General features: G+C 66.6%; 22 protein-coding genes. 16 read left to right on the forward strand and 6 right to left on the reverse strand.

Going from position 1 to position 24574, the window contains the following annotated elements:
• Positions 1-224 precede the first annotated feature (224 nt).
• Both ACIGHN_RS23800 and ACIGHN_RS23805 read left to right on the forward strand, forming a co-directional pair.
• Positions 225-518 (forward strand): hypothetical protein, encoded by a 294-nt coding sequence (locus tag ACIGHN_RS23800; protein WP_396506531.1) that lies wholly within the window; start codon positions 225-227, stop codon positions 516-518.
• 6 nt (positions 519-524) lie between these two features.
• Positions 525-1172, forward strand: coding sequence for a DsbA family protein (locus ACIGHN_RS23805; RefSeq protein ID WP_396506533.1), 648 nt, complete (start codon positions 525-527; stop codon positions 1170-1172).
• Between the two features lie 383 nt (positions 1173-1555).
• On the opposite strand, the gene ACIGHN_RS23810 is transcribed toward ACIGHN_RS23805, so the two are convergent.
• Both ACIGHN_RS23810 and ACIGHN_RS23815 read right to left on the reverse strand, forming a co-directional pair.
• A complete protein-coding gene (locus tag ACIGHN_RS23810; protein WP_396506534.1) occupies positions 1556-2704 on the reverse strand; it encodes a zinc-binding dehydrogenase in 1149 nt (382 codons plus the stop codon).
• Between the two features lie 173 nt (positions 2705-2877).
• Positions 2878-3744: a LysR family transcriptional regulator gene (locus tag ACIGHN_RS23815; RefSeq protein WP_056172084.1), complete on the reverse strand. Its 867-nt coding sequence runs from the start codon at positions 3742-3744 to the stop codon at positions 2878-2880.
• 304 nt (positions 3745-4048) lie between these two features.
• Between ACIGHN_RS23815 and ACIGHN_RS23820 the strand changes: the two genes are divergently transcribed.
• Both ACIGHN_RS23820 and ACIGHN_RS23825 read left to right on the forward strand, forming a co-directional pair.
• The gene (locus tag ACIGHN_RS23820) at positions 4049-5011 is read left to right on the forward strand and encodes a DMT family transporter (RefSeq protein ID WP_396506536.1); all 963 of its coding nucleotides are present in this window, start codon (positions 4049-4051) and stop codon (positions 5009-5011) included.
• Positions 5012-5163: 152 nt separating this feature from the next.
• Complete coding sequence (locus ACIGHN_RS23825) at positions 5164-5541, forward strand: hypothetical protein (RefSeq protein WP_396506538.1); 378 nt, start codon at positions 5164-5166, stop codon at positions 5539-5541.
• 51 nt (positions 5542-5592) lie between these two features.
• Here ACIGHN_RS23825 and ACIGHN_RS23830 read toward each other — a convergent pair whose 3' ends face one another.
• The 3 genes from ACIGHN_RS23830 to ACIGHN_RS23840 form a co-directional block, all read right to left on the reverse strand.
• A complete protein-coding gene (locus ACIGHN_RS23830; protein WP_396506540.1) occupies positions 5593-6639 on the reverse strand; it encodes an alpha/beta hydrolase family protein in 1047 nt (348 codons plus the stop codon).
• A 325-nt stretch (positions 6640-6964) separates the two neighbouring features.
• Positions 6965-7924, reverse strand: a complete 960-nt coding sequence (locus ACIGHN_RS23835; RefSeq protein ID WP_396506541.1) for an NAD(P)/FAD-dependent oxidoreductase — start codon at positions 7922-7924, stop codon at positions 6965-6967.
• Positions 7887-8375: an Rrf2 family transcriptional regulator gene (locus ACIGHN_RS23840; protein ID WP_218338841.1), complete on the reverse strand. Its 489-nt coding sequence runs from the start codon at positions 8373-8375 to the stop codon at positions 7887-7889. The genes ACIGHN_RS23835 and ACIGHN_RS23840 overlap by 38 nt, the downstream gene beginning before the upstream one ends.
• 255 nt (positions 8376-8630) lie before the next feature.
• Between ACIGHN_RS23840 and ACIGHN_RS23845 the strand changes: the two genes are divergently transcribed.
• Entirely contained in the window at positions 8631-9386 is a 756-nt protein-coding gene (locus tag ACIGHN_RS23845; RefSeq protein WP_396506543.1) for a class I SAM-dependent methyltransferase, read from the forward strand.
• A 155-nt stretch (positions 9387-9541) separates the two neighbouring features.
• Here ACIGHN_RS23845 and ACIGHN_RS23850 read toward each other — a convergent pair whose 3' ends face one another.
• Positions 9542-10492, reverse strand: coding sequence for a LysR family transcriptional regulator (locus ACIGHN_RS23850; RefSeq protein ID WP_396506545.1), 951 nt, complete (start codon positions 10490-10492; stop codon positions 9542-9544).
• A 117-nt stretch (positions 10493-10609) separates the two neighbouring features.
• Between ACIGHN_RS23850 and ACIGHN_RS23855 the strand changes: the two genes are divergently transcribed.
• The 11 genes from ACIGHN_RS23855 to ACIGHN_RS23905 all read left to right on the forward strand — a co-directional run bounded on the left by ACIGHN_RS23855 (position 10610) and on the right by ACIGHN_RS23905 (position 24389).
• Positions 10610-11008 (forward strand): 4-oxalocrotonate tautomerase family protein, encoded by a 399-nt coding sequence (locus ACIGHN_RS23855; RefSeq protein ID WP_396506546.1) that lies wholly within the window; start codon positions 10610-10612, stop codon positions 11006-11008.
• A 69-nt stretch (positions 11009-11077) separates the two neighbouring features.
• A complete protein-coding gene (locus tag ACIGHN_RS23860; protein WP_396506547.1) occupies positions 11078-11560 on the forward strand; it encodes a cupin domain-containing protein in 483 nt (160 codons plus the stop codon).
• Positions 11561-11686: 126 nt separating this feature from the next.
• A complete protein-coding gene (locus ACIGHN_RS23865) occupies positions 11687-12397 on the forward strand; it encodes a class I SAM-dependent methyltransferase (protein WP_396506548.1) in 711 nt (236 codons plus the stop codon).
• 92 nt (positions 12398-12489) lie between these two features.
• The gene (locus ACIGHN_RS23870; RefSeq protein ID WP_396506550.1) at positions 12490-15705 is read left to right on the forward strand and encodes a hypothetical protein; all 3216 of its coding nucleotides are present in this window, start codon (positions 12490-12492) and stop codon (positions 15703-15705) included.
• 146 nt (positions 15706-15851) lie between these two features.
• A complete protein-coding gene (locus tag ACIGHN_RS23875; protein WP_396506551.1) occupies positions 15852-17099 on the forward strand; it encodes an ROK family transcriptional regulator in 1248 nt (415 codons plus the stop codon).
• Complete coding sequence (locus ACIGHN_RS23880; RefSeq protein WP_396506553.1) at positions 17096-18586, forward strand: sugar ABC transporter ATP-binding protein; 1491 nt, start codon at positions 17096-17098, stop codon at positions 18584-18586. The genes ACIGHN_RS23875 and ACIGHN_RS23880 overlap by 4 nt, the downstream gene beginning before the upstream one ends.
• Entirely contained in the window at positions 18567-19583 is a 1017-nt protein-coding gene (locus ACIGHN_RS23885; protein WP_396506555.1) for an ABC transporter permease, read from the forward strand. The genes ACIGHN_RS23880 and ACIGHN_RS23885 overlap by 20 nt, the downstream gene beginning before the upstream one ends.
• Before the next feature lie 424 nt (positions 19584-20007).
• Positions 20008-20997, forward strand: a complete 990-nt coding sequence (locus ACIGHN_RS23890) for a substrate-binding domain-containing protein (protein ID WP_396506557.1) — start codon at positions 20008-20010, stop codon at positions 20995-20997.
• A gap of 430 nt (positions 20998-21427) precedes the next feature.
• A complete protein-coding gene (locus ACIGHN_RS23895; protein ID WP_396506559.1) occupies positions 21428-22441 on the forward strand; it encodes a sugar phosphate isomerase/epimerase family protein in 1014 nt (337 codons plus the stop codon).
• A 172-nt stretch (positions 22442-22613) separates the two neighbouring features.
• On the forward strand, positions 22614-23780 hold the full coding sequence (locus ACIGHN_RS23900) for a Gfo/Idh/MocA family protein (protein WP_396506560.1): 1167 nt from the start codon (positions 22614-22616) through the stop codon (positions 23778-23780).
• 39 nt (positions 23781-23819) lie between these two features.
• Positions 23820-24389 (forward strand): sugar O-acetyltransferase, encoded by a 570-nt coding sequence (locus tag ACIGHN_RS23905; RefSeq protein ID WP_396506562.1) that lies wholly within the window; start codon positions 23820-23822, stop codon positions 24387-24389.
• The last annotated feature ends 185 nt before the right edge of the window (positions 24390-24574 follow it).

A 24574-nucleotide genomic window follows, 5' to 3' on the forward strand; every position in this document is an offset into this window, starting at 1 on the left:
CCGCTCGGGCTCTCACAACCGTTTAGCCTCCAACAACCGTTCGGGCTGAGCTTGTCGAAGCCCCGCGCGGCGCTTCGACAAGCCTGCCCTGAGCCTGTCGAAGGGCTCAGCGTGAACGGGTGGAAGATGATCGAACGCAGATAGAAAGTTAGTCCCATAGATAGCTATAAGACTTCGTTCTGCAGCGCCACCGCCCGCCATCCGTTTTTCACAAGGAGCCCCCCATGTCCACGCACCCACTCCAGCAAGTCCTGCAGCACCTGCACGCCGGTCGCTGGAACGCGGCGCACGACCTGGTGCAGCACGACGGCTCCATGCTCGCGGCCTGGCTGCACGGCATCTTGCATGTGCAGGAAGGCGACCTCGAGGACGCCGAAAACTGGTACGACCGCGCCGGCCGCCACTTCCGCAGCCGGGGCACGCTGGTAGAAGAGCTCGCACTTTTCGAAGCCGCACTTGCTGCATCAGCACCCCCTGCCGCATCCCCCTCAGCATCCCCTGATCCTGAAAGCCCCTGACCCACCATGTCCTCCATCTCCCTCACCTATCTGTTCGACCCCCTGTGCGGCTGGTGCTACGCCGCCGCCCCCGCGCTAAAACACCTGCAGGGCGTGGAAGGCATCCATGTCTCGCTGGCGCCCACGGGCCTGTTCGCAGGCGCAGGCGCGCGGCCCATGGATGCGGAATTTGCCGCCTATGCGTGGAGTAACGACCAGCGCATCCAGCAGCTCACGGGCCAGCCCTTCACGCAGGTCTACCGCGACCAGATTCTGGGTGCGCCGTCTGGCCGCTTCGACTCAGGCCCTGCCACGCTGGCGCTGACTGCGGTGGCCCACACTGCGCCCGAGCGTGAGTTGGATGCCCTGCATGCGCTGCAGCATGCCCGCTATGTGGATGGGCGCGACACTGCAGAGCCTGCCGTGCTGGCCGGTGTGCTCAACACCCTGGGCCTGGTCGACGCCGCAGCGCTCACGCTGGCGCCCGATGCAGCGCTGCGCACGCTGCTGGCTGAACGTGTGGCCCACGCACAGTCCACGCTGCGCGCCGTGGGTGCACGGGGTGTGCCGCAACTGGTGGTGACAGGGCAGGGCGGCGCGCTGCGGCTGTTGGGGGGCGATGCGCTGCTGGGGCCGCGCGAGCAGTTGGTGGCGCTGGTGCGGGCAGCGGCCTAACGGACAGCCACTCGCAGTCAACGAAAAAACAATCACCGTTCACGCGCAGCTCGCCGAAGAGCGGTGAAAGGCTTCGACAGGCTCAGCCCGAACGGTTTTTGAGGGGCTCAGCCCGAACGGTGTGGGGCGAGTGAAGATGCAGCCACAACTACCCGTTCACGCTGAGCCCTTCGGCAGGCTCAGGACAGGCTTGTCGAAGCGCCGCGCAAGGCTTCGACAGGCTCAGCCCGAACGGTGTTTGAGAGCTCAGCCCGAACGGTGTGGGGGTGAGTGAAATGGAATCCCCAATATCCGTTCACGCTGAGCCCTTCGACAGACTCAGGACAGGCTCGTCGAAGCGCCGCACAACGCTCCGACAGACTGTGACCTGCACCGACCCCCGCTCACTCCATCGACGGATCGATCAACACCTTCGCACCCGTATTCCGCGCACCATAAAACGCGATCGCATCGGCGCTCACAGCCCCGGCCAGCGACACCGTGCGCGCGTAGTGGCTGGCAAACGTGGTCTTCAACTCCGCCGCCACGCGCGCGCGCAGCGCCTGGGCCGCGGCATCACCGATCTTGGCCAGGAACGGAAACAGCAGCCAGCCGCCAATGCCCCAGGCCATGCCGAACGTGCGGTGGATCTCGGTCGGCCGCGTGTCCAGGTGGCCGTACAAGTACACCTGCTTGTGCACCGCCGATCCATACCGGCTGTACTCCTGCGCCTTGCGGTTGATGGCCGCTTCCATGCACTGCAGGATCTGCCCGGCCAGCGTGCCGCCGCCGGTGGCGTCGAACGCGATGGTCGCGCCCGTGGCCACCAGCGCCTCGGTCAGGTCGGCCACGAAAGTGGGCGCGCTGGTGTCGCACACATACTGCGCGCCGATGCCGCGCAGCAGCGCTGCCTGCTCGGGCTTGCGCACGATGTTGACCAGGCCGATGCCGTCCTTCTGGCAGATCTTGTTCAGCATCTGGCCCAGGTTGCTGGCCGCGGCGGTGTGCACCAGCGCGGTGTGGCCCTCGCGCTTCATGGCCTCCACCATGCTCAGCGCGGTCAGCGGGTTGACGAAGCACGATGCGCCCTCGGCCGCCGTGGTGCCTGCGGGCAGCGGCAGGCACTGCGCCGCCGGCATGGCGCGGTACTGCGCGTACATGGCGCCGCCAATGACCGCCACCGTGCGGCCCAGCAGCGCCTGCGCGGCGGGCGACGCGCCCGCAGCCACCACCAGGCCCGCGCCCTCGTTGCCCACGGGCATGCTCTGGCCCAAACGTGCGGCCATGCCGGGCATGGCGCGCTCGGGGATGCGGGCCGTGGCCACCGGGCGCTCGGCCGTGCCGGTGACCTGCACCGTGGACAAATCGGCGGGGCCCAGCAGCAGGCCGATGTCCGACGGGTTGATGGGCGTGGCCTGCACCTGGATCAGCACCTCGTCGGGCCCCGGCGTGGGCACGGGCGTGGGCTCCAGGCTGATCTGCAAGGTGCCGTCGGGCTGGACGAGCGAGCGCAGTTGCAGTGCGGTGGTGGGAATGTCGGTGGTGGTGGTCATGCTTGGCTTTCGGTAGGAAGAAGGGCGCGCCGTTGGTTCAATTGCGCGCCCCGGTGCCAAACATTAGAACTGGATTGCGCCGCAGCCACGGTCGCGCAAGTGCCTTGCGGCGGCAGGGTTGCTGTCGTGGTCCGCAGTGCCGGCCGGCACGCAGGCCGTGTCGCCACGCACCATCAACTCCCCAGCGTGCGCAGCATCTGCTCGTACATCGCATCCACCGCTGGCGAGCGCAGCGACACCTTGCTGCGCAGCACCGCCACCTCCATCGAATCGAGCAGCGGCAGGTCAAACTCTGCCGGCAGGTCCTGCAGTATCTGCAGATGCGCGGGCACGCTGCAGCGCGTCAGCACCGCCACGGCCAGGCCGCTTTCCACCGCGGCCAGCTGCCCCGCCAGGCTGGAGCTGTGGTACACGATGCGGTGCGCACGCCGCCGCGCCGCCAGCGCCTTCATCGTGGCGATGCGGGCCAGGCTGGCCGACTCGTACACCGCAATCGGCAGCGGGTCGCGCCGCCACACCTCGTGCTGCGGCGAGCCCACCCATACCAGCGGCTCATCAAACAAAAAGTGCCCGCGCTGCGGCTTGTCGCGCGAGACCAGCGCCAGGTCCAGTTCGCCCCGCCCCAGGCGCGGGATCAGTGACGTGGACTGCTCGCACGTCAGCTCGATCTCCACCCCGTGGTAGCGGTGCGCAAAGCTGCGCAGCACCGGCGTGAGGTAGGCGCTGGCATAGTCGTCCGGCACACCCAGCCGCACGCGCCCGGCCAGCTGCGGGCCGAACAGCGCCGTGTGCGCCTCGGCCTGCAGGTCCAGCACGCGGCGCGCGTACGACAGCAGCTCGGCCCCGGCCGGCGTCACCTCCAGGTGGCGCGGCCCGCGCAGCAGCACCGGGCGGCCCAGCGCGGCCTCCAGCTTCTTGATCTGCATGCTGACTGCGGATTGGGAGCGGTGCACCAGCGGCGCCGCGCCCGAGAGCGAGCCTGCGTCCACCACGGCCACAAAGGCGCGCAGCCAGTCGATCTGAAAGTCCGGGTGGTTCATGGTGGTGACAGGGCCTCGGTGGGTGTGTGCAGTGGTGTGATCTGGCGTCTTGCCGTGTGGCTGGCGCCTGCGCAGATTCTCTGGTCCGTCGCACAGGGATTGGGGCGGGCTTCGACAGGCTCAGCCTGAACGGTCGGTGTGAACGTGAGTGCGGGTGCGTGAGTGTGGATGGGTATGGGTGCGTGTGGAGACGTTGGATGCCGGGCTCTGTCAAACGCCATCTTTAAAGGCATTCGTTTATCGAATGTTAGTCGTTCGAATTATCCGTTTTACACCACAACGCTAAACCCCGAGCATCAGCCCCATGAATCTCAAAGCCGGCATCGCAGCGTCCCTATCCCCCGCAGAGCCATCGCAACCACCTGTCCAGCGCGAGCGCGACGGCCAGTGGCTGCTCATCGCCGGGGGCGTGCTGCTGGGCACCATCGGCGTGTTTGTGGAAGAGGCGGGCCAGCACCCGCTGGTGACGGTGTGGTTCCGCTGCGCATTCGGTGCGCTGGCGCTGCTGGCCTGGTGCCTGGCCACGGGCCGGGGGCGCGAGCTGCTGCTCAGCGGCCGCGCCCGCTGGGTGGCGTGCGCCACCGGCGTGCTCATGGTGTTCAACTGGGCGCTGTTCTTCGCGGCCATCCCGCGCACGTCCATCGCCGTGGCGACGGTGATCTTTCACATCCAGCCCATCTGGGTCATCGTGTTCGGGGCCCTGTTCCTGCGCGAGGCCGTCTCGCCCACGCAGTGGCTGGCGACCCTGGCCGCATTGAGCGGCCTGGTGCTGACCACCGGCCTGCTGGACGGCACCGCAGCGGCTGCGGCCGCCAGCAGCAGCGGTGGCAGCGGCAGCTACATGGCCGGCGTGCTGATGTGCCTGGGCGGCTCGCTGTGCTACGCGGGCGTCACGCTGCTGGCCAACACGCAAAAGGCCATCAGCCCCTTTGCGATGGCGCTGTGGCAGTGCCTGGTGGGCGCCGTGGCGCTGGTGTGGGCGCCGTTCGTGCTGGGCTGGCCGCAGCAGGGCGCTGCATGGGCCTGGCTGCTGGGCCTGGGCGTGGTGCATACGGGGCTGGCGTATGTGGTGCTGTTCGCCGGCATGGCCCGCCTGGCGCTGGGGCGCATCGCCGTGCTGCAGTTTGTGTACCCGCTCACCGCGGTGCTGGTGGACTGGGCGGTGTATGGGCGCACGCTCAGCGCCGTGCAACTGGCGGGTGTGGGGCTGATGGCGGGGGCGTTGTGGACGATCCGGCGGCCCCAGTTGTCCGCCAAGCAGGCCTGACGCTGCGCGGGGCGCTTTAGCAGAACGCCGCTGTAATTTCCTGTAATCGCCAAGCCGTCCGGTCGGCGCCACGATGGGCTCGCTTCCTCAACAAGTGGTGAAGCCGAGGGCGCCGAAAATCGTCAAAGAGTAGGCATTCAGGAGAGCGGAAAATGAAAAAAATCATGACTGCAGCGCTTGCTGTGCTGCTGTGCGGGACGGCCTTGGCCAGGCCCACGTATGTGTTCCAGCCTGACTGGAATGAAGAAATCAACAACGACGTGAACAATCCCGCCACCGCAAAGCCCTACACGCAAACTCAGGTCCAGACATTTCTGGAAAACGTCAAAAACCGAGGTGCCGACGAATCCAAGGCCGCCCAGGTTCTGCGCGCGTGTGGGCAGGTCCAGATAAAGAAGGGGTGTCATCAGGCCTCCGAGCCCCACATCACGATCTGGGTGGATGGCCGGGTCAAATCCAACCAGGTCAAAGCCTGCCAGAAGGTCGACCCTGACAGCGCCGTGCATGTGAACGGCTGCGATGCGCGCTGAGCGGCACCATGTTGTCAGCGGGGCAGACTTGCCGCCGCTGACGAAAACCGCTCAGGGCGCCTTGCCCGCCGCGATGCCTGCCGTTGCAGACGCCGGAATGTGCCGCTGAAAGAACTGCACCACCTGCGCATTGAACACCTGGTGAAACGCCACCCGGTCGAACCCCGGCGCATCGCGGCAAATGTCCGGCGCCACCTCGGCCAACGCCGGCGAGCAGGGCGCCAGAAAGGCATAGTGCCCCGCGTTGGCGGCCAGATGCCAGTCGGGCGCGCGGGGCAGGCCCTGGCGCACGGTTTCCACGCTGTTCAACGTGACGCCGTCGCCACCCAGCGCCGACGCCCACAACTGCACCGGCACGCCGACCTGCCGGAGGCCCTTGGCGTCGAACACGCTCAAGGGGTCGACGATGACCGCCGCCTTGATGCGCGCATCCGGCGCGGGTGTGGCCGGTATCTCGTTGCGCCGGATCTCGCCGCACAGAGGCCGGTTGGACAGCGGTGGGCACAGGTCTGGCCGCAGCGTCCAGGCCGGCACCGCGCCAGTGGCCACCAGCCCCGTGTAGCCCCCGCGTGAAAAACCGAAGAAGCCGACCTTGCCCGCGTCCAGCTGCGCGCGCTGCGGCCATGCGCCCAGCATGTAATCCGTCAGACGCTTCATGTCCACGGGCCGCGTGGCAAAGGCCGACAGGTGGCCCTGGCGGCTCATGTCCTGAAAGTTGTCGCCCGGGTGGTGGATGGCGGCCACCACATAGCCCGCATCGGCCAGCGCTGCCGCCGTGTCGTGGTGCCCCAGGGCCGATCCGCCCGCGCCGTGCGACACCACCACCAGCGGCAGACCTGGGCCGGTGACAGGGCAGTCCCGCGTGCCTTGCAGCACCAGCGGCGCCAGGTCGATGCGGCCCGGCGGTGTGCTGCACGGCGACCACACGGCGCCGCGCAGCGCGGGCCCGTCCTGGTCGGCGGGCACCTCGATGAAGGCAAAGCCTGCGGCCTGGGCCAGGGTGGCGGCGCTGCAGAGCGCCGCGGTGGACAGCCAGCGAAAGGCAATGCCAAAGCCAGGGCGGGCATGGAGGCGGGAGATGAATCCAGTGGAGGTCATGGTGATGGATGGCCGGGGGCGGTTGGGAACTGGCAGGCCGTGCGCAGGTCGGCGTGCGCGGCGTTGCGCCGCACAGTGTGCCGCAGCCTGCGCGCCGGGACCGGGCCGATCTTGCGGCCTTGCAGCATGGCTGCATCGGTGGGTGGCTCGGCAGTCATCCCTGTGAACCGGTCACGCAGAGCCCTGTGGCTGGTGATGGCGGGGCTGCCGACGTGCGGCGCAGGGCTTCGACAGGCTCAGCCCGAACGGTTGGTGGCGCTCAAAGAACGGCAGCCAAAACCTCAGTCAAGGCCCGCTGCCGTCGGCGCCCACCCATGCTGCCTCGTTATGGCCCGAACACCATCGCCTGGTGCGCCCCCACGCCCGCCAGCACGCCTTCGGCCGACGCCAGCGTGGCGTTGTGCCGCATCAGCGTGGCGTCGCCCGCGGCGTACACGCCGGGCACCGTGGTCATCTTGTTCGCATCGGTGCGGATGCACGGGCCCATGGGGCCGTCGTCCATGGCGCAGCCCAGTTGCTCGGCCAGCGGGCTGGCGGGGCGGGTGGTGGCCGCTACGTACAGGGCGTCCAGCGGCAGCAGGCGCGCGCCGCTGTCGCCATGGGCCTGCAGGCGCACGCCGTGCAATGCCCCGCCGTCGCCTTCCAGCGCCGCAATGCGCGCAGGCTCCACCGCAATGCCCAGCGCCAGCAGCCGCTCGCGCTCGGCGGGCTCCAGCGTGGACTCGCCGTTCAGGAAGAGGGTGGTGGGGCCCCAGTCGGCAATCAGCTGCGCGTGCATGCCCGACTGCGGCGAGTGGTACAGCACGCCCAGGCGCTGGCCCGCAAACTCGTAGCCGTGGCAATAGGGGCAGTGCAGCACGCTGGTGCCCCAGCGCTCGCGCAGGCCAGCGATGTCGGGCAGGCCATCTTGCACGCCAAAGGCCAGTACCAGCTTGTGAGCCTCCAGGTGCGTGCCATCGTCCAGCACCACGGCAAAGCCGCTCTCCGGTGACCCCGTGCTTTGCTGCGCCGTGGCGGACACGGCCGTGCCCTGGCGCAGCGCCACCGTGGGGTAGGCCAGCAGCTTGCGGCGCGCCTGCTCGATCATCGCCAGCGGCGGCTCGCCGTCTTGCCCGAAGAAGCCGTGCGACGCGGCGGCAAACCGGTTGCGCGGCTGGCCCGCATCCACCACGCACACGCGCCGCCGGGCCCGCGCCAGCTGCATCGCGGCCGACAGGCCGGCAAAGCTGCCGCCTATCACGATCACCTCACACGCCTGGGTGGTTGTCATTGCTGCTGCCGCCATGAGAAATCTCCTTGTGACCGTGGCACCCTGCCACCATGCGTTGATGAAACTCGGCCGACAACTGCGCCAGCGTCACCTCGCCCAGGCGGGCCAGCAGCACCTCTTCGGCGGCCTGGTACGCGTCCGTCAGCGCGCGGTTGACGGCCTGCTCGACGATGCAGCCCGGGCTCTCCACCCTGTTGCCCACCGCCAGCAGCGTGGGCGCGCCCAGCGCTTCGTGGATGTCGCGCAGGGTCACTTCGGACAGCGGGCACGACAGCACCCACCCTCCGCCATGCCCCTTGGCCGACGAGACAAAACCCGCATACCGCAGCCCCGCCATCAGGCGGCGGACCACGACCGGGTTGGTCTGCATGGCCTGCGCCAGCGACTCGGACGTGGCGGGGCCATCCATCTCTGCCATGTGCAGCAGCGCGTGGAGGACGTTGGAAAGGCGGCTATCTCGTTTCATGCAACATTCAAAGTTGCGTGATGTTAGCATGGGCCCAGAAGGAGCGCTGGCGGGTTCACCGGATACTACTGAATTGATAGCTGCTAGCGCTTGATAGACAAGCGGTAGGGGCCAATTTGGCTTGATTTTCTGGCCCCTGTGGTGCACCCCCACCCGTTCGGGTTGAGCCTGTCGAAACCATGCGCCCGCCTTGCCAGCCCCTGGCTCACCCCACCGCAAAACGCCATACCCACCGCATCCACCGCACACCACACCATGCCCCATCCCACCACCACGACCCCCTTCACCGACCCCGCCGCCGTCGCCCGCTACGCCGAAGGCCCCCGCCGCAACGTGCCCGGCTACGACAGCCTGCTGCCCATGGTCCGCATCCTGCTGGCCGAGCGCGTGCCCGCCGACGGCCGCGTGCTGGTGGTGGGCGCAGGCGGCGGGCTGGAGCTGGAGGACATGGCGCGCGCGCACCCCGGCTGGCGCTTCGACGGTGTGGACCCGAGCCAGCCCATGCTGGACCTGGCCGCGCAGCGGCTGCAGAGCGCGGGCGTGTCGGGCGACCGCGTGGCGCTGCACCACGGCTATGTGCAGAGCGCACCGGCCGGGCCGTTCGATGGCGCGACGTGTTTGCTGACTTTTCACTTTGTGCCGCGCGAGGAGCGTGCGGCCATGGTGGCCGAGATCCGGCGGCGGCTGGAGCCCGGGGCGCCGTTCGTTGCGGTGCACCTGAGCGTGGCCGATGGTGATGCTGGTGGTGCTGGCCGCGAACGCGGGGCAGGGGAGCGCGACCTGTGGCTGTCGCGCTATGCGGCGTTTCAGGTGGCGTCCGGCATGGCGCCGGAGATGGCGGACCGCGGGCGTGCCAAGGTGGCGGCCGAGCTGGCGGTGCTGACGCCGCAGGAGGACGAGGCGATCCTGCGTGAGGCCGGGTTCGGCGATGTGCGCATGTTCTACATGGGGTTCGCGTTCAGGGGCTGGGTGGCAACGGCCTCCAGTGAACGCGGCGCTCACTCGCCCTGAAACCGTTCACGTTGACTGAGCCCATCCACAGGCTCAGGACACGCTCAGGACAGGCTTGCCGAAGCGCCGCCGCGCAAGGCTTCGACAGGCTCAGCCCGAACGGTTGCTCAACTTCAGGAGCCCCAGGCCAGCCAGCCGCTGGTGCAAGAAAACCCTCAACGCACAGGCGCCAGTGCCCATCGGTCCTTGGCCGCCTTCACCAGAAAATCAATCACCGCCTTCACCCTGGCCGCATTGCGCCGGCCCGGTGACGACACCGCGTACAGCGTGTGCACCGTGCGGGACGCAAAAGGCGCCAGCACCTCCACCAACCGGCCTTGCGCCACGTCGGCCGCCGCGAGCGGGCACGACAGCATGCCAATGCCCGCGCCGCCCACCAGCGCGTGGTGCACCAGGGCCGAACTGCTGGCGGCCAGGCGCGAGCGCACGGTCACCTCCAGCGGCTTGCCCTGTGCGTTGCCGCGTGGATTGAGAAATGTCCAGGTCACCGCCGGCCCCTGTGAGGTGTGCGTGACGGTGTGGTGCTGCTGCAGATCGCTGGGGTCGGCGGGCGTGCCGTGCAGGCGCAAATATTCCGGAGCCGCGTACAGGCGCCGCTCGAACCGGCCCAGCGCGCGCGCCACCACCAGATCGCTGTGGCCCACGGTGGTGCGCAGCGCCACGTCGATGCCCTCCGTCACCAGGTCGGCCACGCGGTCATCGGCCAGCAGCTCCACCCGCAGGGCGGGGTAGCGCGCCTGCAGGTCCGCCATGTGGGGCAGCACCAGCGCCTCGCAAATCTCCTGGCTGGAGGCCAGGCGCAAGGTGCCCGCCACGCGGCTGCGCTGGTCCGACAGCGATGCCCCGATGTCCTCCAGCTGCGCCAGCAAGGCACGCGCTTCCTGCGCCAGCTCTGCGCCCTCGGGCGTGGCCGACAGGCCGTGCGTGGACCGGCGCAGCAAGCGCACGCCGTAGCCGGCCTCCAGCCGGTCCACCCCACGCGCGACCACCGACACCGCCACATCCATCTCGCGCGCCGCCGCAGAAAACGAGCGCAGGTCGAGCGACCGCACCAGCCACCGCAGGTCGGCCGGGTCGGGGAGGAAGGAGCGGGGTTCTTGTTTCATCGTGCGCGCCTTTGCGTGCGGAGCAAAAGCCATTATCGCCACGGGCGGTTTCCGTGGCGGAGCGCAATTTCTACAGTGAAGGCTCGTTCAACCCCATGCATTCAACAGGAGCTCTCCATGCCCATCCTCAACGTCAAAGTGTCCGCCCAACGCACGCCCGAACTGTCTGCCCGCATTGCAGAAACCCTGCTGGACCTGACCACCCGCGTGCTCGGCAAGCGGCGCGACCTGACCGCCGTGGTCATCACCTTTGTGGACCCGGCCGACTGGTACATCGCCGGCCGGTCGCTGGCCGAGCTGAAACAGTCGAGCTTCTACTTCGACGTCAAGGTGGTGGACGAGACCAACACCAAGGCCGAAAAGGCGCGCTACATCGCCGAGGCGTTTGAAGCCTTCGAGGGCCTGCTGGGCACCTTGCACCCCGAGAGCTACGTCTACGTGCAGGACGTGCGCGCCGCCGCCTACGGCTTTGGCGGCCGCACGCAGGAATACCGCCACCAGCACCCCGAGCAATAAGCAACCGAGCCATCAATCAAGCAAGCAACCCACCAATCCATCAACGGCGACCTACCCAGGAGCACCGACATGACGATGACAACAACGACGACGCACAACAACCATCTCGCAGATGTGATCGTGGCCCGTGCGATGGAGCGTGCGGGCCTGGCGGGCTGGATCCCCGAAGGCGAAGGCAAGTGGTCCCTGCCCATCCAGTTCCTGCCCGACGATGCTGGCTGGGTGGAACTGATGCGCCTGTCCCCCGGCACGCGGCTGGGCCTGCACCGGCACACGGGCGAAGTGCACGCCCTGACGCTGGCGGGCGAGCGCCGCCTGAACGACGGCCGCGTGGTGCGGCCGGGCGACTACATCCACGAGCCCGCTGGCAATGTGGATTGGTGGGAGGCGATGGGGACCGAAGTGCTGCTGGTGCATGTGGTGGTGAAGGGCCGCGTGGAGTACCTGGGGCCGCACCATGCGGTGTTGCAGCGGATTACTACGGCGGATCGTCGGGAGGATTACCAACGCTGGTGTGAGGCGGAGGAGTTGGTGCCACGAGATTTGGGTTGATGACGTTTTTCACGCATCGCGCTCGAGGGTGCGCTGCGGTCCGGGGCGGGCTACAGGAGAAATATGGATGAAACCAGGCTCCACCGCTTTATGGTCAAGCGCTGGTAGCTCTCAAAACAAGAGCATATGTGCCTGCCGACGGCCGAGTTCTGGTGGTGGACGCAGCGCTGCGCTGCACTCGATCTGAAGGAGATGGCGCGCGCGCACCCCGGCTGGCGCTTCGACGGCGTGGACCCCAGCCAGCCCATGCTGGACCTGGCCGCGCAGCGGCTGCAGAGCGCGGAACTGTCGGGCGACCGCGTGGCGCTGCACCACGGCTATGTGCAGAGCGCGCCGGCCGGGCCGTTCGATGGCGCGACGTGTTTGCTGACTTTTCACTTTGTGCCGCGCGAGGAGCGTGCGGCCATGGTGGCCGAGATCCGGCGGCGGCTGAAGCCCGGGGCGCCGTTCGTTGCGGTGCACCTGAGCGTGGCCGATGGTGATGCTGTTGGTGACGGCGATGACGGGGCAGGGGAGCGCGACCTGTGGCTGTCGCGCTATGCGGCGTTTCAGGTGGCGTCCGGCATGGCGCCGGAGATGGCGGACCGCGGGCGTGCCAAGGTGGCGGCCGAGCTGGCGGTGCTGACGCCGCAGGAGGACGAGGCGATCCTGCGCGAGGCCGGGTTCGGCGATGTGCGGATGTTCTACATGGGGTTTGCGTTCAGGGGGTGGGTGGCGTTGGGCTCAGCTTCCCAGGCTCGGCGCTGTCCGCGGGGATCTCAAACCGGCCTTGGTCAATGTCTGTTGGCGAGATCGTTTGTGTTGAGTGCAGCATCACCGCAGCAGGCAGGACATTGAAAATGTTGACACAGAAAATCTAGACACATTCTTCAGATCCTGCTCAGAATCCGCCCGGCTGTTAGTTCATGCAAATCAGAGGGGAGGGCGGAATGTGGCCGTTTGATGAGATTGCGCGTGCAGCACGCACGGTGGTTGAGAAGGCGAAAGAAGTTGTCACCGCCGTAGTCGAAACTGCTGTGGATGCAGCCGCGGCCGCGGGTGATGCCATTGCTGGTGCGGCTGGCGTAGTAGGCGGTGCCATCAGAACCGTGGCGGGTGTTGTCGGAGGTTTTCTGAGAGGCCGCCTGGGACTCATCCGGCGATGGGTGGTGAATAACTGGGGTGACACTTGGTATGGACATGCAGCACAGGGCTTGATCGATCTCGTCCGGATCGGGGTGGGAGCGGTGGAGCTTGGCGTCAAGGTGCTAGGCGCCGTCATCGTTTTGGGTGGACAGGTCATCGGCGACGTCCTGAAGGGCGACTGGTCGGAAATTCCTGGACGCTTTGACGAGTTCAACGAAACCGTGCGTTCTGACTGGGAAGAGATGAACCTGGCGTTGGGCGAGTGGGTGATCGACGAGAGCGTGATTGGACGCAAGGTCACAGGCGCTCCACGCACGCGGGCCGTTGCGTGGAGTGTGGCGGCTGGGCTGGAGATCAACGAGTTTGGAACGCGTGATCCTCGTACTTATCGAGACACAGGCATTCGCTACGAATTCGAGTTGCGCGATGGCGAGGTGTTCTTCCGTGCGTGCACCATGACAGATAGCGATCCGGCGTGGCAAAAGCTGGTGTTCCAGCCCAATGACAGCCAGGGAAGCATGATCGGTTTCGACCATCGACGGATGGGAGATCTCACTGTGGAGGTTGGCAGCAACCCTCCGAATGTGCAGGGCCCCGTCATGCCCGCGCCGCGATTCGAGAGCATCAGCGCAAACGCGGACCGAGTGTTTGCCAAAGAGGAAGGCAAGGACAACTTCTACTTCTTGCTTATGGATGAGCTTTTCTGGGGGCCGACGACGCTGTCGGGCGCTGACCCCTATGACTCCCCAATGCTTGAGATGCCGAGCAACTATTTCAAGATCGATCCCGAACAGAACAAACCCTCCGCAGACCTGGAGGATATCGAGGCGCCGCTGCTCGGACCTTTGCCAAAAATTCCGCAGTCAGAGCGGCACGGTTTGTTCAGGGAGGTACTGAAGCAAGGTGCCCTCGGCATGGTTGTCAAAGTGAAGCCTAGGCTTTGGTATCGCATCGATTGCCGCCCGCCGCTTGACAGTGGCGAGCCCCCAGAGATCCTTCCGATGTCGGCTGGTGTTAACGGCATTTCTGTGCCGACGTATGGGCATGTCACCCGTCGCTCTATCACGAAGTTCATCGGTGGTGCGCAGTCTCCCCAAATAGAGCAATCCATCGACTTCCAGCAAGTGCTGGATATCGGCGTAGGCAACACGCACTACCACGAGCCGTGGACCAATATTTATGGTGGTGAGCTGCGCAATACCCGGCTGGAGTACTTCCAGAGGCTGGCACTCGGCGAGCTGACCTATTCTTTTCTCAATGGCCCCTTGACAGATGGCGATCACTTTGCGGATGGCACTTGCAATTTCTATGTGCTGGTGCGGTTGTATGACAGTGATAACTATGTCGTGCTCTATTGCGACGAGCAGACCTTCTTCACACAGCGTTGGCGACTGGCCAATCCGGCGGATGGCGCTCCGGTGGAGATGACCTCCATGAATTTCTCCATCGCTGGTGCGTTGGATGGAACCCGTGACAGAGGCATGTACGCATTCGAGCCGGGGCAGTTCTGGTCACCTTTTGGCTCGCGCTACCTCAATCAAAACTCACGCATGGCGGTGTCGCGTACCGTGGTCATGCTCAGCGGAGCCGACCCGCACAGTGGGCACGCAGAGTTGTACTCGGCCAACGTCGGCTACGGAGTCTTTGACCGTACCTGGCGCTTTCGCGACCTGAATGCTGCGGGATTTCACATTGCTCCGGCGTTCACCAGTTCGGATGAATGCCGCATGGCCGATGCGTCGCTTCCTGTGGAATCGCTTGCCAGTCGAACAGCCAAGGATGGGCGTGTTGAGGGGATTGCCCCCAAGACTGTCTGGCCCCAGACCGTGAGGTTGCGTGAGGACATGCAAATTGTCCTTGTCGGGACGGGCGCGGGAGTGGTCCCAGGCGAGGTGTTCGCCGGTGTCTGGACACAGTCTTTGCTCCCGGCAGACTGCGAGGTCCACCCTTCAAAAGAGATACATGCCCAGGGCCCTATCGCTGGTGCAGGTCAGCTGCCGCCCAAGCCCCGCCGAGGCTTCAGCCATCCGTGGAATTTCTGGAGTGAGTCGGTCTTTGTGTTGGCGGATCGGTTCAGCCATCTGGGTGTTTATGCCCCTGTGAACGCGCGCACTCAGTTCTATGTTCTGGATGTTCTCGATGGCTCAGACGTGGAAGAACTGCCGGGCACCTGGACCTTCATCGACGACCCACTCAGCACAGGCCCCCAACCGGGCCAGCTGTACATCAAAGCACTCAAGCTGCACTGGGGTGTTGCCGCACGGCACGCCAAGACTTTGATGCAGGACTTCTACAGCCAGGTGTGGGGGCTGGTCCTTCCCATCACGCGGTTGATAGCGTCCGTCCTATCTGCTGTGGAGCCTGTCTTGCGCGATGGCCTTTTGCGCTGGGAGGTGCCGCCACGCGATGCCGTACAGGCCGAAGAGCAGCTTCGCGCTTCACGTCGATCCATGTATCTGCGCGACGGTGTCTTCGACTTGGCCTGGAGAGGACCGCTCGGGCTCATCGCCACATGGCACGACAAGCGCGACGACGACCTCATGCCGCTGTCCGACCTGCCGATGGAAACCACATTGGTGACAGCTGGTGCCGGTGGCCGCCGCCTGCGCGTGCGTTTCAGGCAGCACTACCGCGCCACACAACCGCCTGTGGTGCAGTGGGCGCGGGTTGTGTTGCTGGAAGGGCGCCATGGGCCTGCGGTGGAAGTCCGTTATCGCAGCAATCGAACGCCGCACGACCTGCAATTGCAGTTGCACAGCCTCCACCTTGCGGCGCTTGACAGCCGACGTGAAGCTGGCGGCTTTGTGGTCGATCTGCTGAGCGGCCTTCAGCACCAGTCCATGTCGGCCGTAGCTGGCCGCGATGGCGAGTGGGTTGGGCAGTTTCCAGTCACCACAGCATGGGTGGCTGATCATGCCCGCTACCTAGGTCCGCAGGGGCGGCTGGCCTATGGAACCAGTCTGTGGTTCATGGGACCGACAGGGTTGGTTGCAATACCGGAAGCTACTGAGTTCGACTGATCCTCGGCCCGTACCGAAAATCGAATACTTTCTTTGGACTGAATTAGGTCAAAGTTAAGTCTTGCCCGGCCAAAGTAGACCGCATAGCATCCCTGTCAAGCACCCACCCCCATGAGGTGCTGCACAACAATGACAGGAGACAAGCCTTGCCATCCACCCGCTGGAGTCACTGCGGCACCGAAGACCTGGACGTCTTGCAGACCATCTTCTGGTCTGCAGGCGCGTCGCGCAATGCACTCGCGCAGCGTCTGGCCTATTCCAAGAGCAAGGCCAACGCCATGGTCGCGGCGCTGCTCGATGAAGGCCTGCTGGACGAGGTGGGCCTGCAAGAATCCTCCGGCGGCCGGCGGGCCGAAACCCTTCGATTGAGCGAAACCCTGGGCGTGGTCATTGGCGCCGACCTGGGCGCGACGAGCATGCAGGTGGCCATCATGCGGCCCGACATGACGGTGCTGGCGCGGCACCGCGAGCCCATCGATGTGCGCCAGGGGCCGGGCGTGATCCTGGCGCGGTTGCGCGGGTTGATGCGGGAGCTGATGGCGCGCTGCGGGCTGGCGGCGTCGCAGGTCATTGCCATCGGCATGGGCCTGCCGGGGCCGGTGGATTTTGAAAGCGGGCAGCTCGTCAACCCGCCGCTGATGCCCGACTGGGACGGCTTCTCGATCCGCGACTACCTGCGCGAGGCGTTTGCCGCGCCGGTGTTCGTGGACAACGACGTGAACCTGATGGCGCTGGGCGAGCTGTGGCGGCTGCAGCGCAATCTGCCCAACTTCCTCGTCATCAAGGTGGGCACGGGCATTGGCTGCGGCATCGTGTGCCACGGGCAGGTGTACCGGGGTGCCAATGGGTCGGCCGGTGACGTGGGCCACATCTGCGTGGACCAGAGCGGGCCGCGCTGCCACTGCGGCAACCAGGGCTGTGTGGAGGCGATGGCCGCCGCACCCGCCATGGCGCGCATGGCGATGGAGGCCGTGGAGCGGGGCGAGAGCGCGATGCTGGCCGAGCGCCTGCAGGCCACCGGCACGCTGACCACCGAGGACGTGGCCCAGGCCAGCCGGGCGGGCGATGTGGCGGCCAACGCCATCATCCAGCGCGCGGGCAGCCTGGTGGGGCAGATGCTGGCGTCCATCGTGAATTTCTTCAACCCGTCGCATGTGTTCATTGCAGGGCGGGTGACGGACATGGGGCCGCTGTTCCTGGCGTCGGTGCGGCAGAGCGTGTACCACCGGTCGCTGGCGCTGTCCACGCGGCACCTGGAGATTCAATACGCGCCGCTGGCCGACGATGCGGGCGTGGTGGGCGCGGGCGTGCTGGCCATGCAGCAGAGCTTGGCGCTGTCGCCGCGTGCCTCTTCTTCTGCGACCAAAGCCAATGCCGTGGGGGCCGCACGATGAGCGTCGCTGTCGAGTTTCGCAATGTGACCAAGGAGTTCGGCCCGGTGCGCGTGCTGCACGGCGTGGGCTTTGCGCTGCAGCCGGGCCGGGTGTACGGCCTGCTGGGCGAGAACGGCGCGGGCAAGTCCACGCTGATGAAGATTCTGGCGGGGTACGAGAGCCCCACCACCGGCGAGGTGGTGGTGGACGGCGCGGTGCGCGCCCCGGGCGGTGGATCGCGCGCGGCCGAGGCACAGGGCATTGTGCTCATCCACCAGGAGTTCAACCTGGCGGACGACCTGACGATTGCGCAGAACATCTTTCTGGGCCATGAGATCAAGCGTGGTCCCTTCCTGGATGACAAGGCGATGCGCGAGAAAACGCGCGCTGCCCTTGCACAGGTGGGTTTGCCACTGGACCCGGACACGCGGGTGCGCAAGCTCATCGTGGCCGAAAAGCAGCTGGTGGAGATTGCCCGCGCGCTGGCCCGCAATGCGCGCCTGCTCATCATGGACGAGCCCACCGCCACGCTGACCCCGGGCGAGACGGAGCGCCTGTTTGCGCTGATGGCCGGGCTCAAGGCCGCGGGCGTGACCATCATCTACATATCGCACAAGCTCGACGAAGTGGAGCGCACCACCGACGAGGTGGTGGTGATGCGCGACGGCCTGCTGGTGGCGCGCGAGGCCACGGCCAGCGTGACGCGGCGGCAGATGGCCAACTTGATGGTGGGCCGCGAGCTGGCGGATTTGTTCCCGCCCAAGCTGCCCGCGCCTGCGGGTGGAGAGCCCGCCATCAAGGTGCGGGGCCTCTCGGTGCCGGGCTGGGCCGAGGACGTGAACTTTGACGTGCGGCGCGGCGAGATTCTGGGCTTTGCCGGGCTGGTGGGCGCGGGGCGCACGGAGCTGTTCGAGGGTCTGCTGGGCCTGCGCCCGCGCTCGGCCGGCACGGTGGAGCTGGCGGGCAAGCCGGTGAATTTGAAAAGCCCGCGCGATGCGGCGCGCCATGGCCTCACGTACCTGAGCGAAGACCGCAAGGGCAAGGGCCTGCACGTGCACTTCAGCCTGCGGCCCAACCTGACGCTGATGGCGCTGGAGCGCTACGCCCAGCCCTGGCTCGACCCGGCGGCCGAGCAGGCTGCGCTGCGCGATGTGGTGCAGGAGTTCGGCATCCGCACCGGGTCGCTGGAGGTGCGCGCGTCGTCGCTGTCGGGCGGCAACCAGCAAAAGCTGGCGCTGGCCAAGGTGCTGCACCCCGGCCCCAGCGTGGTGGTGCTGGACGAGCCCACGCGCGGCGTGGACGTGGGCGCCAAGCGCGAGATCTATCACCTGGTGCAGCGCCTGGCAGAGCAGGGGCTGGCGGTGGTGGTGATTTCTTCCGAACTGATGGAGCTGATCGGCCTGTGCCACCGCGTGGCGGTGATGCGCGCCGGGCGGCTGCAGACCACGCTGCAAGAACCACATTTGACCGAAGAGGAGTTGATCGCCCATGCCACAGGTACCCGCTGAAAACGCCACCACCCCAGCGGGCCGCCACGGCGGCGCCACGGCCTGGTGGGGCAAGCTGCACGGGCTGGGCCCGGTCATCGGGCTGGTGCTGCTGTGCATTGCCGGCACGCTGCTCAACAGCAATTTCGCCACCTACGACAACGTGATGAACGTGCTCACGCGCACGGCCTTCATCGGCATCATCGCGGTGGGCATGTGCTTTGTGATCATCTCGGGCGGCATCGATTTGTCGGTGGGGTCGATGGCAGCGCTGATCGCGGGCTCGGTGATTTTGTTCATGAACGCGATGGCGCCCGTGCTGGGCTCGCCCCTGGCGGCCGTGGTGGTGGGCATGCTGCTGGCGGTGGTGCTGGGCGCGGTGTTCGGGCTGGTGCATGGTTTGCTCATCACCAAGGGGCGCATCGAGCCCTTCATCGTGACGCTGGGCACGCTGGGCATCTTCCGCGCGTACCTCACGTATTTTTCGAACGGCGGGGCCATCACGCTGGAGAACGATCTGTCGGACATCTACAGCCCGGTGTACTACGCCAACCTGCTGGGGGTGCCGATTCCGGTCTGGGTCTTTTTGCTGGTGGCTGTCATCGGCGGCGTCATCCTGAACCGCACGGCCTATGGCCGCTATGTGCAGGCCATCGGCTCCAACGAGCAGGTGGCGCAGTACGCGGCGGTGGACGTGCACAAGATCAAGATCCTGACGTACATGCTGCTGGGGGTGTGCGTGGGCATTGCCACGCTGCTGTACGTGCCGCGCCTGGGGTCCGCATCGCCCACCACGGGGCTGCTGTGGGAGCTGGAGGCCATCGCTGCGGTGATCGTGGGCGGAACGGTGCTCAAGGGTGGGGCGGGCAGCATCACCGGCACGGTGGTGGGCGCGATCCTGCTGTCGGTGATCAGCAATATCTTGAACCTGACCAGCATCATCAGCGTGTATTTGAACGCGGCGGTGCAGGGGTTCGTGATCATCGCGGTGGCGTTCATGCAGCGTGGAAAGAGGTGATGGCCGTGTCGCCACTTCTTTCCTTTCATTCGCCCCGCGAGGCCGCCCCGACCCCCGAACCGTGCGGGCTGAGCCCTTCGACGGGGCTCAGGACAGGCCTGTCGAAGCCTGGGCACTCGCGCCCCATGGTGGCAGCCCTTCGACAGGCTCAGGGCGAACGGGGCAGGGCGAGCGCACTGCGCTGGATTCCGGCAATCCCCCAACCGTTCGGGCTGAGCCCGTCGAAGCCTGGGCACTCGCGCCCCATGGTGACAGCCCTTCGACAGGCTCAGGGCGAACGGGGTAGTGGCGCAGGCCCAAGGTGCTTGCACCCGTTTCGAAGCGCCTCCACCGGTTTTTGATTTCGTCAGTGTTCCCCAGTCGGCCAGGCTTTCATGGCCATTTTCAGCAAAGCAACAGCAACAGCAACAGGAGACAACGCATCATGAACAGCAAGACATCTACTTCGTCCTTCACCCGCCGCCTGGCCCTATCGGCCGTGGGTGCCGCAGCCGCGCTGGCGCTGGCCGGCCCGGCGGTGGCGCAGGCCAACAAGACGGTGGTGGGCGTGGCCATTCCGTCGGCCACGCACGGCTTCACCGGCGGCATCGTGTACTGGGCCAACCAGGCCAAGAAGGACCTGGAGAAGGCCCACCCCGGCCTGCAGGTCATCGTGAAGACCGCAGGCGGCGCGCCCGAGCAGGCCAACCAGCTGCAGGACCTGGTCACGGTGAACAAGATCAACGCACTGGTCATCTTCCCGTTCGAATCGGCCGCGCTGACCAAGCCCGTGGCCCAGGTCAAGGCCAAGGGTGTGTACGTGACGGTGGTGGACCGCGGCCTGACGGACACCAGCGCGCAGGACGCGTATGTGGCCGGTGACAACACCGCGTTTGGCAAGATTCCGGCCGAGTACATCGCCAAGGCGCTGAACGGCAAGGGCAACGTGGTGGCCATGCGCGGCATTGCGACCACGCTGGACAACGAACGCATGGACGCGTTCAACGCGGTGCTCAAGAACCACCCCGACATCAAGCTGCTGGACGCCAAGTACGCCAACTGGAACCGTGACGACGCCTTCAAGGTGATGCAGGACTACCTGACGCGCTTTCCGCAGATCGACGCGGTGTGGGCCGCCGACGACGACATGGCCGTGGGCGTGCTCAAGGCCATCGAGCAGGCCAAGCGCAAGGACATCAAGCTGGTGTTCGGCGGTGCCGGGGCCAAGGGCATGATCAAGACGCTGGCCGATGGCAGCAACCCGCTGATCCAGGCCAATGTGTCGTACAGCCCCAAGTTCATTTATGACTCGATCAAGCTCACGGCCGAGGCGCGCATCAAGGGCGAGAAGCTGCCTGCGACGACGATCATCCCGTCGGTGCTGATCACCAAAGAGAACGCGAAGAACTTCTACTTCCCCGACTCGCCGTTCTGATGGTGGTTTTGAGATAAAAAAAGGCCTCTACCGCTTGTCTGGTAAGCGCAAGCAGCTACTAAAAATATAGCAGTGACTGCTTGCTGGGCAAGTGGAGGCCATGGCTCTCAACCCATCCAGCCCGCACCCGAACCCGAACCCGAACCCACCCCCGCCCGTTCGGGCTGAGCTTGTCGAAGCCGCACCCAGCCGTGCCCGGCCTTCGACAAGCTCAGGCTGAACGGATTTGGGAGGTTGGGAGGTTGGGAGGTTCGGATGTTGGGATTCAACGATTGCCAGAAAAAAGCCATGGCAGTCACCACGACCCGAATGGCTCAACACCACCCCCGCCCGTTCGGGCTGAGCCTGTCGAAGCCACACCCTGCGTGCCCGGCCTTCGACAAGCTCAGGCTGAACGGTGGGTGGACCGAATAACCAGGACGCACGCACCATGCCAAGACCCGTCACCCTTTTCACCGGCCAGTGGGCCGACATGCCGCTGGCAGAACTCGCGCCCCTGGCCAAGAGCATGGGCTATGACGGCCTGGAGCTGGCCTGCTGGGGCGACCATTTCAACGTGCAGGAGGCGCTGTCGTCGCCCCAGTACGTGAAGGACAAGCACGCGCTGCTGGCCCAGCACGGCCTCTCGTGTTTTGCCATCGGCAACCACCTGGTGGGCCAGGCCGTGTGCGACCTGATCGACGAGCGCCACCATGCCATCTTGCCGCCCCACGTGTGGGGCAACGGCGAGCCCGAGGGCGTGCGCCAGCGCGCTGCTGAAGAACTGGCCGACACGGCGCGCGCGGCTGCGCAGTTCGGCGTGAAGACGGTCACCGGCTTCACCGGCTCGTCGGTGTGGCATTCGATCTACGCGTTTCCGCCCACCACGCAGGCGTATTGGGACAAGGGGTTCGTGGACTTCGCAGACCGCTTCGGCCCCATCCTCGATGTGTTCGAAGAGCACGACATCAACTTCGCGCTGGAGGTGCACCCCACCGAGATCGCGTTCGACATCGCCTCGGCCGAGCGTGCGGTTGCGGCGGTCAACCAGCACCGGCGCTTCGGCTTCAACTACGACCCGAGCCACCTGGCCTACCAGGGCGTGGACTACGTCAAGTTCATCCGCCGGTTTGCCGACCGCATCTACAACGCCCACATGAAGGACGTGTGGTGGGGAAAGGGCGACGGCACGGTGGGCACCTTCGGCGGGCACACCAGCTTTGGCGATGCGCGGCGCACCTGGGACTTTCGCAGCGTGGGGCGCGGGATGATCGATTTCGAATCCATCATCGTCGCGCTCAACGACATCGGCTACCAGGGCCCGCTCTCGGTGGAGTGGGAGGACAGCCGCATGGACCGCGTGCACGGCGCCACCGAGAGCGCGGCGTTCTGCAAGCGGCTCGACTTCAAGCCCGCGGCGGGCGCGTTCGACGCGGTGTTTGCGCGCGACCAGCAGAAGGTGTGAATGCTCTCCAGCCACCGCCACCATTCCACCGCCATCCACCACTCCCTCACCGTTCGGGCTGAGCCTGTCGAAGCCGGGGCAGGGTGCTCGACATCCCTTCGACAAGCTCAGGGCGAACGGCCGGGTGGTGACGGCAACAGCGAACCAAGAACAACAAACAAAGGCCTTCCGTATGTCCAGTGAAGTCAGAAAGCTCCGCTACGCCATGGTGGGCGGCGGCCACGGCGCCTTCATCGGTGCGGTGCACCGCAAGGCCATGGCGCTCGACGGCCAGTTCGCGCTGGTGGCCGGTGCGCTCTCGTCATCGCCCGAGCGGGCCCGCGCATCCGGCACCGAGCTGGGCCTGGCGGACGACCGCAACCACGGCAGCTGGCAGGACCTGCTGGCCGACGAGCTGCGCCGCAGCCCCGATGAGCGCATCGACCTGGTGAGCATCGTCACCCCCAACCACGTGCACCACCCGGTGGCCCTGGCGTTTGTGCAGGCGGGCTTTCATGTGGTGTGCGACAAGCCGCTGGTGCACACCAGCGCGCAGGCCGAGGAGCTGGTGGCGGCGGTGAAGCAGGCCGGCACCGTGTTCGGCGTGACCTACAACTACACCGGCTACCCGATGGTGCGCGAGGCCCGCCACCTGGTGCACAGCGGCGCCCTGGGCACGCTGCGCAAGGTCACCGTGGAATACAACCAGGGCTGGCTGGCCACGGCGGTGGAGCAGGGCGGCGGCAACAAGCAGGCCGACTGGCGGCTGGACCCGGCCCGCAGCGGCGCGGTGGGCACCATGGGCGACATCGGGTCGCACGCCGAGAACCTGGCCGCCACCGTCACCGGCCTGAGGCCGGAGGCGCTGTGCGCCGACCTCACCACCTTCGGCGCCGGCCGGCGGCTGGACGACGATGCGCAACTGCTGCTGCGCTATGCGGGCGGCGCACGCGGCGTGATCGTCGCGTCGCAGGTGGCCGCGGGGCTGGAGAACGATGTGCGCCTGCAGGTGTCCGGCACGCTCGGCACGCTGGTGTGGCGGCAGGAGGACCCCAACCACCTGGTGCATTCGCCGGTGGACGGGCCGCGCCGCATCCTCACCCGTGGCTCGCCGTGGCTCAGCGAATCGGCGCTGCGCGCAGGGCGCATTCCTGCCGGGCACCCGGAGGCTTTCATCGAAGCGTTTGCCAACGTCTACCTGGGCGTGGCGGCGGACATCCGGGCGCGGGCCGCAGGGCGCACCGCCACGGCGCTGGAGGCCGACTACCCGCGCGTGGAAGACGGGGCCGAGGGCGTGCGCTTCATCGAAAAGGTGGTGGAGTCCGCCGCGAGCGAGCGCAAGTGGACGCCCTTGGGCTGACCCGTCCGGACTGGCGTGGCAGGGCTGGGACAATGGCCCATGACCTCTGAAAAATCCAAGATGATCGCCGGCGAGCTCTACAACGCCGCCGACCCCGAGTTGGCCGCCGACCGCCTGCGCGCGCGCCAGCTGTGCCACGACATCAACACCACCCGCCCCGACACGGCGGGCACGGTGAAGGCGCTGGTCGCGCAACTGGTGCCGGGCGTGCCGGCCAGCGTGGCGATCACGCCGCCTTTTCAGTGCGACTACGGCTACAACATCACGCTGGGCGAGGGCGTGTACATCAACGTGAACTGCGTGGTGCTGGACGTGGCACCGGTGCACATCGGCGCGCGCACGATGATGGGGCCGGGCGTGCAGATCTTCACCGCATCGCACCCCATGTCGCCCGAGGAGCGTGCGGGCGGGCTGGAACTGGGTGTCGCGATCACCATCGGCGCGGACGTGTGGATCGGCGGTGGGGCGATCGTCTGCCCCGGTGTGACCATTGGCGATGGCGCGGTGATTGGTGCAGGCAGCGTGGTCACGCGCGATGTGCCGGCGCGGGTGTTTGCGGCGGGGAATCCGTGCCGGGTGGTGAAGCCGTTGGATCCGCTGGTGGTGTGAATGCGGTGGGTGGCGGGTGAGGCCGCGGTGCTTGCAAACCCGTGACGGGATGGTCGGCGCGCTGCGCTTGCCTGACCCCGTTCGCCCTGAGCCTGTCGAAGGGCTGCCAATTCGGGGCGCGTGTGCCCTGGCTTCGACAAGCTCAGCCCGAACGGTCGGGGGTTGAGAGATGGGGTGTGCAGGCG

The sequence above is a fragment of the Acidovorax sp. NPDC077693 genome, assembly GCF_044542805.1.
Taxonomy (GTDB): Bacteria; Pseudomonadota; Gammaproteobacteria; order Burkholderiales; family Burkholderiaceae_C; genus Acidovorax.

Bases quoted from the DNA above. Each gene is read 5' to 3' on its own strand.
- ACIGHN_RS23865 (WP_396506548.1), top strand. From the start codon at position 11,687: ATGTGCCTGCCGACGGCCGAGTTCTGGTGGTGGACGCAGCGCTGCGCT.
- ACIGHN_RS23840 (WP_218338841.1), bottom strand. From the start codon at position 8,375: ATGAAACGAGATAGCCGCCTTTCCAACGTCCTCCACGCGCTGCTGCAC.
- ACIGHN_RS23830 (WP_396506540.1), bottom strand. From the start codon at position 6,639: ATGACCTCCACTGGATTCATCTCCCGCCTCCATGCCCGCCCTGGCTTT.
- ACIGHN_RS23880 (WP_396506553.1), top strand. From the start codon at position 17,096: ATGAGCGTCGCTGTCGAGTTTCGCAATGTGACCAAGGAGTTCGGCCCG.
- ACIGHN_RS23905 (WP_396506562.1), top strand. From the start codon at position 23,820: ATGACCTCTGAAAAATCCAAGATGATCGCCGGCGAGCTCTACAACGCC.
- ACIGHN_RS23900 (WP_396506560.1), top strand. From the start codon at position 22,614: ATGTCCAGTGAAGTCAGAAAGCTCCGCTACGCCATGGTGGGCGGCGGC.
- ACIGHN_RS23805 (WP_396506533.1), top strand. From the start codon at position 525: ATGTCCTCCATCTCCCTCACCTATCTGTTCGACCCCCTGTGCGGCTGG.
- ACIGHN_RS23825 (WP_396506538.1), top strand. From the start codon at position 5,164: ATGAAAAAAATCATGACTGCAGCGCTTGCTGTGCTGCTGTGCGGGACG.
- ACIGHN_RS23850 (WP_396506545.1), bottom strand. From the start codon at position 10,492: ATGAAACAAGAACCCCGCTCCTTCCTCCCCGACCCGGCCGACCTGCGG.
- ACIGHN_RS23870 (WP_396506550.1), top strand. From the start codon at position 12,490: ATGTGGCCGTTTGATGAGATTGCGCGTGCAGCACGCACGGTGGTTGAG.
- ACIGHN_RS23835 (WP_396506541.1), bottom strand. From the start codon at position 7,924: ATGGCGGCAGCAGCAATGACAACCACCCAGGCGTGTGAGGTGATCGTG.
- ACIGHN_RS23885 (WP_396506555.1), top strand. From the start codon at position 18,567: ATGCCACAGGTACCCGCTGAAAACGCCACCACCCCAGCGGGCCGCCAC.
- ACIGHN_RS23810 (WP_396506534.1), bottom strand. From the start codon at position 2,704: ATGACCACCACCACCGACATTCCCACCACCGCACTGCAACTGCGCTCG.
- ACIGHN_RS23800 (WP_396506531.1), top strand. From the start codon at position 225: ATGTCCACGCACCCACTCCAGCAAGTCCTGCAGCACCTGCACGCCGGT.
- ACIGHN_RS23845 (WP_396506543.1), top strand. From the start codon at position 8,631: ATGCCCCATCCCACCACCACGACCCCCTTCACCGACCCCGCCGCCGTC.
- ACIGHN_RS23815 (WP_056172084.1), bottom strand. From the start codon at position 3,744: ATGAACCACCCGGACTTTCAGATCGACTGGCTGCGCGCCTTTGTGGCC.
- ACIGHN_RS23820 (WP_396506536.1), top strand. From the start codon at position 4,049: ATGAATCTCAAAGCCGGCATCGCAGCGTCCCTATCCCCCGCAGAGCCA.
- ACIGHN_RS23860 (WP_396506547.1), top strand. From the start codon at position 11,078: ATGACGATGACAACAACGACGACGCACAACAACCATCTCGCAGATGTG.
- ACIGHN_RS23890 (WP_396506557.1), top strand. From the start codon at position 20,008: ATGAACAGCAAGACATCTACTTCGTCCTTCACCCGCCGCCTGGCCCTA.
- ACIGHN_RS23855 (WP_396506546.1), top strand. From the start codon at position 10,610: ATGCCCATCCTCAACGTCAAAGTGTCCGCCCAACGCACGCCCGAACTG.
- ACIGHN_RS23895 (WP_396506559.1), top strand. From the start codon at position 21,428: ATGCCAAGACCCGTCACCCTTTTCACCGGCCAGTGGGCCGACATGCCG.